This is a genomic window from Sphingomonas sp., assembly GCF_031361285.1.
Taxonomy (GTDB): Bacteria; Pseudomonadota; Alphaproteobacteria; order Sphingomonadales; family Sphingomonadaceae; genus Sphingomicrobium.
The window spans coordinates 1-5,285 of record NZ_JANMCO010000061.1; the positions used below are offsets into that span (position 1 = coordinate 1).

Below are 5,285 nucleotides of genomic sequence, written 5' to 3' on the forward strand. Positions count from 1 at the left end.
ATCGCCATCGCCATGTACGCCGCGGCGCCGGCACGCTGCGTGTCGCTGATCCTCGCCGATACGTTCGCCGTGCATCCGGAAGGCCGCGCAATCTACGAGCGATCCATCGCCGCAAGCGCAGACATGCGCGCGCTAGCGGAAGGCCGCGCCGACGCCCTGCTGGCGCAACCGGCGGATGCGGCGGTGCGGAGCGAAGTGGTCGAGACCATGGCGAAAATCGATTCCGCCGCCTTTTGCATCGGCGCCGAAGCCGTGTGGCTCGCTGACCAGCGCGGCCGTGCGCGCGAAATCCACGTGCCGACGCTCGTTGTATGCGGAACGGAGGACCGAGTGACCCCGCCCCCGCTGTCGCGCGATCTCACGCATTTGATCCCAGGCGCGCAATACGAACCAATCGCGGACGCCGGTCATTTGTCCAATCTCGAGCGGCCGGTCGAATTCAACGCTGTGGCAAAAACCTTCGTCGAGGGCGTAGAGGCGCGCACATGAAAATCGCATGCATCGGCGCGGGTCCGGCCGGCCTCTATTTCGCCATCTCGATGAAGCTGCGCGATCCGGCGCACGAGGTCCACGTGTTCGAGCGCAACCCGCGCGGTGTGACGTTCGGCTGGGGCGTGGTGTTCTCCGACCAGACGGTCGAGAACCTCATGGCCAACGACCCGGTTTCGGCCAAGATCATCGCCGACGAATTCGCCCATTGGGACGACATCGACGTCCATTTGCGTGGGCAGGTCATCCGCTCGTCCGGCCACGGTTTCATCGGCATCGGCCGCAAGCGCCTGCTCGAAATCCTGCAGGACCGCGCGGCCGAATTGGGCGTCGAACTGAGCTTCGAAAGCGAGTGCGACCCTGACGATCCCAAATGGGCCGCGTACGATCTCGTCATCGCGTCGGACGGCATCAACAGCCGCGTTCGCGACCGCTTTGCAGCCGAGTTCGGGGTCGACGTCGATCCGCGCGCCAACAAGTTCGTGTGGCTCGGCACATCCAAGGCGTTCGATGCCTTCACCTTCGCCTTCGAAGAGACCGAGGCCGGATGGATCTGGGCCCACGCCTATCGGTTCGCGCCCGACTGCTCGACGTTCATCGTCGAATGTTCGGAGGCGACCTGGCGCGGGCTTGGCTTCGACACGCTCGGCCAGGAAGATGCGATCGCCCTGTGCGAAACAATCTTCGGCAAATATCTCGATGGGCACGCTTTGATTTCCAACGCCGCGCATTTGCCCGGCCCCGCGGTGTGGCTCAATTTCCGCCGCATCAAGTGCGAGCGCTGGAACCACGGCAAGTTCATTCTGCTTGGCGACGCCGCGCACACCGCGCATTTCTCGATCGGTTCAGGGACCAAGCTCGCGCTCGAGGATGCGATCAAGCTGGCGCAAGTGCTCAACCGCCCGCTCGATCTCGATGCCGCGCTGTTTGAATACCAGGCCGAGCGCAGCCTCGAAGTGCTCAAGCTCCAGAACAGCGCGCGCAACTCGACCGAATGGTTCGAGACGCTTGAGCGCTATTTGCATTTCGAGCCGCTGCAATTCGCTTATTCCTTGCTCACCCGCAGCCAGCGCATCAGCCACGAGAATCTGCGGCTGCGCGACAAGGACTGGCTGGAAAGCGTCGAGCGCTGGTTTTGGCAGCGCGCCGGGGTCGAAGGCAAATCGGCCGCGCCGATGTTCGCGCCGTTCCGCTTGCGCGAACTCAAGCTCGAAAACCGCATTACTGTGTCGCCGATGGCGATGTATTCGGCGGTCGACGGCACGCCGGGCGACTTCCATTTGGTCCATTACGGCGAGCGCGCGCTGGGCGGCGCCGGCCTCATCTTCACCGAAATGACCTGCGTCTCACCCGAAGCCCGGATCAGCCCCGGCTGCACCGGCATGTGGGCGCCCGGGCATGTCGATGCATGGCGGCGGATCGTCGATTTCGTCCACGCCAACTCGAAGGCCAAAATCTGCCTCCAGCTCGGCCATTCGGGCGGCAAGGGTTCGACCAAATTGGGCTGGGAAGGCAATGACGTGCCGCTGGATGACGGCAACTGGCCGGTGATGTCGGCGTCCGACTTGGCCTGGTCCCCGGTCAACCAGCAGCCCAGGGCCATGACCCGCGCCGACATGGACGCGGTCCGCGACCAGTTCGTGGCTGCCGTCCAGATGGGGGTCGATGCCGGGTTCGACATGGTCGAGCTCCACGCCGCCCACGGCTATCTGCTGTCGAGCTTCATCACCCCACTGCAGAACCGCCGCACCGACGACTATGGCGGAAGCCTCGACAACCGGCTGCGTTATCCCTTGGAAGTGTTCACGGCGATGCGCGCCGCGCTGCCGCCAGAAATGCCGATGTCGGTGCGCATCTCGGCCAGTGACTGGGCCGGCGACGACGGCGTCACGCCGGAGGAGGCGGTCGCCATTGCTGAAGCCTTCGCGCGCGACGGCGCCGACCTGATCGACGTCTCGGCGGGCCAGACCTCGACCGACGCCAGCCCTGTCTATGGCCGCATGTTCCAGACACCCTTCTCGGACAAATTGCGCAACGAGGCGCGGGTGGCGACGATGGCAGTCGGCAATATCTACGAGCCCGACCACGCCAATTCGATCCTCGCCGCCGGCCGCGCCGACCTGGTCGCGCTGGGACGCCCGCATCTGATCGACCCGATGTGGACGCTGCGCGCCGCCGCCGCGCTCGATTACCGCGACGTGCACGTGCCGCCGCAATATTTGAACGGCCAGGCCCAGCTCGCCCGCAACCTCAAGCGCGAGGCCGAAGCGGCGGCGGCGTTGCGGGTTTGACGGCGGGCCAGGCTGGCGGAGACGGAGGGATTCGAACCCTCGGTACGGGTTAACCCCGTACGGCGGTTTAGCAAACCGCTGGTTTCAGCCACTCACCCACGTCTCCGGCTGCGGCAGGTCGGAGGCTATAGAGGCGCGGTGGCGGCGGTTCAACCGGACCGGCTAGAGGGTTTGGCGATCACGTCGAGCCGCATGGCGAGGCGCATCTCTTCGTCCGGCGCGAGCACCCGCATGCCGAGTTCGGGCCATTGCTGCTCGGGCGCGTTCAGCGCCGCGTTGGCTTGGGTCACCGGCTCGGCGACGAAGATGCCACCAGCGGCCGGTGAATAGAGCTGGAAGAAATGCGCATCGGGCGACGACAGTTGAAGATCGAACGGCCACGCCGGATCGGTCATCTTGGCGAGCCCGCCCCAGCCGCCAAAGCCGTGGTCGAGACCCTGCCCGCACGCCAAGCGGTCGGCGAGGTCGAAGCGGCCGGTCGCGGGCATTCTTTCGACCGGCAACACATGCTCGTCGATGGTCCAGACATCGGTCACCTGCGTGTCGATCCGGGTATCCGGTCCGCAGTTGAAATAGGGGTGCTGGCCAAGCCCGCACGGCATTGGTTCACGCGACAGGCTGCGGCAGGTCAGGATGAGCGACAGGCCGCCATCGTCGAGCGCGAAATGCTGCTCGGCGCGATAGTCCCACGGCCAGTCGTCAGCCCGGTGCTCGAACGAAATTACGGCATCGGACCTGCCCACGCTTTCGACCTGCCACGCCGCCAGCCACCCCTGGCCGTGTAGCGGACTGACGTCGCCGGCCATGTTCGGCGCGAGTGTTATGGTCCGGCCGCGGAACGAGAAATGCCCGCCACGGACACGGTTGACGTAGGACACGAGCGGGAAGCTGGCGGCGTCCCGGACGTTTTCAGGGGAACTGTTGCATTTGCGCAATACGGGTACGCGGTGATTGCCGCCGATCCAGTCGAACCACGAAATACTTCCACCAACATAAGGGCTTAAGCCCAATTCCAAGGTGTCGGCGGTCATTATGATCGGCGGATTGGGACTCATACCTGCACCTCGGATTTTCCAATCGATTCAGCAGTTGGCAACTTGGCTGGGGATAAGTCGGCATTAGCCGTTGCGCACGGATTCGCGCGACTTGTATTTAGGTGCCCCGGGGCCGGGGAGGGTTTCGAATGAAACGACGTGTCAAGGAATTCGTCGAGATCGAGGAGCATAGCTCGCTCGACGATTTGATCGCCAGGTTGATCGCGGTGCGCGACACCCTGCCGGCGGACTCCGAAGCCGAATTGCGGCTCAAGGGCGACGATGTGTTCGGCCGCAAATTGTCCATCTCTTTCTTCCGTGACCAGACCGCCGAAGAGGCCGAGTGCGAAACGCGCTACGCCGCCGCTTACAAGGAAGCGCGCGAGAAAGAACTCGCCCGGCTCCAGGAAGAGCTTGGCGTGGTCTGTTACCCGCCGCGCAAGGGCAAGCTTCGCATCGTCGCCTGAACTGGGCGGAGGTAATCCGGGAACCAGATACCCCTCGTTCAGGTTAGTGCCTTCGGGATCCGAGGGCGCGTTCGCCGTCGTGGATCACCAAAAGGGAGATACCATGAACAACGCGATCAAGATCCTGATTGGGGTCAGCTGCCTGTCCGCCACGGCGTGCAACGTCGAGAAGACCAAGGAAGGCCAGATGCCGGACGTCAACGTCACCACCACCGGCGGGCAGCTCCCCGAATATAACGTCGAGACCCCGACGGTGAACATCGGCACCGAGAACAAGGTCGTCGAGGTGCCCACGGTCGAGGTCACCCCCGCCAACAAGAATTAGGCTTCGGCCCCGCTGACCTTTGCGATCACCCGAAGGTGAACGCAAAGGCTTCGGCTCCCGGGTCGAGGAATTCGATCGTGAACGTGCGATCGCGCACTGGCGCGTGCTGGCGGATCAGCTGATAGAGCCGTTCGCCCGATATGCGGCCGCTGCCGTCGGGCGCCACGTCGACTCCGGCGTCGGCGCCCGGCGCCTGGCCGTCGATCGTCACCTTGAACCGCACTGGCCGACCGCCGGGCGAGCCCAGCACCAGGTGCAGGTCGCGGGCATGGAAGCGGTAGCGGATTTTCGCGTTGGGCGAGGCTGACCGCGCGCTTTGCTTGCCGACGATCCATTGTCCGTCGAGCGACCAGTCGTTGAGCGCGCGGGGATCGCCAAGGTATGCGGCCGAGTGGTCGTGGACCATGCCGACGGGCGACACGAAGCGCTGCGCCCGGGCATAGCCGACATAGGTCTCGGGCGATTGCAGCGAACTGGCCGCTGCCGCCGCTTCGGCGCCGCGCGCATCGGCCTTGGCCATGCCGCCGCCCTTGGGGGCGTGGCCGGCCTCGGCCAGCAATTGGCGGATGACCCGCTCGGACTCTTCGTATCCGCCCTCGCCGAAGTGGTGGAAGCGCACGCGCCCGCCGGCATCGACGAAATAGTGCGCGGGCCAGTAATGGTTATCGAGCGCGCGCCA

At 64.9% G+C, this 5,285-nt stretch carries 5 protein-coding genes, 1 tRNA gene and 1 pseudogene; 4 read left to right on the top strand and 3 right to left on the bottom strand.

Features of this window, described 5'->3' with window-relative positions; genetic code table 11:
• Both RMO25_RS06075 and RMO25_RS06080 read left to right on the top strand, forming a co-directional pair.
• On the top strand, positions 1–489 hold a 489-nt coding region (locus RMO25_RS06075; protein WP_309661708.1), incomplete at its 5' end, for an alpha/beta fold hydrolase.
• Positions 486–2,780, top strand: coding sequence for a bifunctional salicylyl-CoA 5-hydroxylase/oxidoreductase (locus RMO25_RS06080; protein ID WP_309661709.1), 2,295 nt, complete (start codon positions 486–488; stop codon positions 2,778–2,780). The genes RMO25_RS06075 and RMO25_RS06080, both read left to right, overlap by 4 nt.
• Before the next feature lie 13 nt (positions 2,781–2,793).
• Here RMO25_RS06080 and RMO25_RS06085 read toward each other — a convergent pair.
• Together RMO25_RS06085 and RMO25_RS06090 are read right to left on the bottom strand one after the other, a co-directional pair.
• Positions 2,794–2,886 (bottom strand) — tRNA-Ser (locus tag RMO25_RS06085).
• A 43-nt stretch (positions 2,887–2,929) separates the two neighbouring features.
• Positions 2,930–3,835, bottom strand: coding sequence for an aldose 1-epimerase (locus RMO25_RS06090; RefSeq protein ID WP_309661710.1), 906 nt, complete (start codon positions 3,833–3,835; stop codon positions 2,930–2,932).
• Positions 3,836–3,963: 128 nt separating this feature from the next.
• Between RMO25_RS06090 and RMO25_RS06095 the strand changes: the two genes are divergently transcribed.
• Together RMO25_RS06095 and RMO25_RS06100 are read left to right on the top strand one after the other, a co-directional pair.
• Positions 3,964–4,281, top strand: coding sequence for a hypothetical protein (locus RMO25_RS06095; protein WP_309661711.1), 318 nt, complete (start codon positions 3,964–3,966; stop codon positions 4,279–4,281).
• Positions 4,282–4,384: 103 nt separating this feature from the next.
• Positions 4,385–4,606: a hypothetical protein gene (locus RMO25_RS06100; RefSeq protein WP_309661712.1), complete on the top strand. Its 222-nt coding sequence runs from the start codon at positions 4,385–4,387 to the stop codon at positions 4,604–4,606.
• A 25-nt stretch (positions 4,607–4,631) separates the two neighbouring features.
• Here the strand turns inward: RMO25_RS06100 and RMO25_RS06105 are convergent.
• Positions 4,632–5,285, bottom strand: a pseudogene (locus tag RMO25_RS06105) (cytochrome c biogenesis protein DipZ); the annotation flags it as partial.